The 1,469-nt window shown below is 48.9% G+C and carries 1 protein-coding gene; it reads right to left on the bottom strand.

What is annotated here, in order from left to right; genetic code table 11:
• Positions 1-1,469 (bottom strand): hypothetical protein (locus tag CLV98_RS23600; RefSeq protein ID WP_109678521.1); only part of this gene is annotated, 1,469 nt, incomplete at both ends.

The raw sequence follows: 1,469 nt of genomic DNA, 5'->3' as shown, positions 1-1,469 counted from the left end.
TTAAAGGTGGATATCGCACTTAGAGCCGTATTGACATATGGGGTCGTAAGGGCCGCACAAGCATCACTTAACCACGGGGGAATATAGCCTTCCGTGCCAGCAACGTTGGCTTTGGTGGTGATTGGCCGGACATTCTCACCCGTATCCAGGTAATACTTCACAAGCTCATTGACGATTTGCTTTCCAGTCCTTAGGCCATTAGCATCCAGCTCACAGCTCACCGACCACTGTCTCCAGTTGGTGGGGCGGCTTACCGGGGTGATTTTTGGCAACCGGCTATAGCCACCTATGGTATTGGCATAAATAAAACTCAGAGATCGCTCCACCGGCCATTCTGTTACGCTCTGGGTGATCAGACTAGAAAAGGTCGGCGTCAAAGGAATAAACTCTTCCCCATCCACGATATAAAAATCTTCAGACATTAGCAGCTCCTCCAGATACTGGCGATAATCGGCATTCAGCCAGTTGCCAATATTTAAAGTTAACTGCCGCTCACCGGTTACGCTGTTGATCTTGACCTCGGATACCGTGGGCAGGTAGTCATAATCGGTCCAGCGCTCCAATATCTGCCGGTTTACGTTCACCGATTCGGAAGGGGAACCCACACAACGAAGGGTATCATACCCACCCAGGCTATTTTGGAACACCAGATATTTGACACTCTCATAAGCGAATCGGTCAACCCTAAAGGTTCTAATATCACTTACCTGCTGCTGATCCTCATTGGATAGCCATACCTGATACGTCAGAATCTCTTTTAGCCTAGCGTCTAAGCCCAGTTCAGAGTAGCCAACGGGAATGCTGTACACCGTCATAGGGGTCACGTTGTCAACGGTTTTGGCCGTGAAACTCTCAGCTGTGCCATCACTGTGGAACACCCGGACCCGGCACTGCAGGGTTTTAGGTGATGGCGTGAAATTGGTCAGGAAATAGAGCCTTTCAGGCTGATCCGTTCTGACCAGTTTATGATCGGGTTGCCAGGTTAAAAACTTACTCGTTTTGCCGCCAATTACGTCGGTAAAAAACAGATCCTTGTAAGAAGCATAATGATTCATGGCAATCTGTCCACGATAAACCCATAAGGTGGTCGATAATTGCCTGTCAAGCTCCTTATCATCATTGAACCGATAGCTTTGATAATAGTATTGCCTAGTCAAATTGGGACAAACAGAAATGGCAGTTTCTCCAAAAGTGGGGGGAGTGGCCGAAAGCTGATCGTCCAAGCGGGTCTGTACTTCAAAGTATGCACCTGGTGAAATGGTATAGCCCTCTGGAATGGGCTTTTCCGAGGCCTCTTGCATGGGCAGGGCCACAAATTGGCTGCTCTGGAAGGTCTTTTGAATGCGGAGTTCCAGGTAATACCGAAGATCCACCCGGCTTTCCCCTAGTGCCAATACCACAGGATCGACCAAAACTACAATGGGATTGCGGCTAAGCTGCAGGCGTTGGTGCTGTATGCTGGCTAAATA

Source organism: Dyadobacter jejuensis, from assembly GCF_003149085.1.
Lineage (GTDB): Bacteria > Bacteroidota > Bacteroidia > Cytophagales > Spirosomataceae > Dyadobacter > Dyadobacter jejuensis.
The sequence above is the reverse complement of the archived record's forward strand: the minus strand, read 5'-3'. Positions and strand labels throughout refer to the sequence as shown.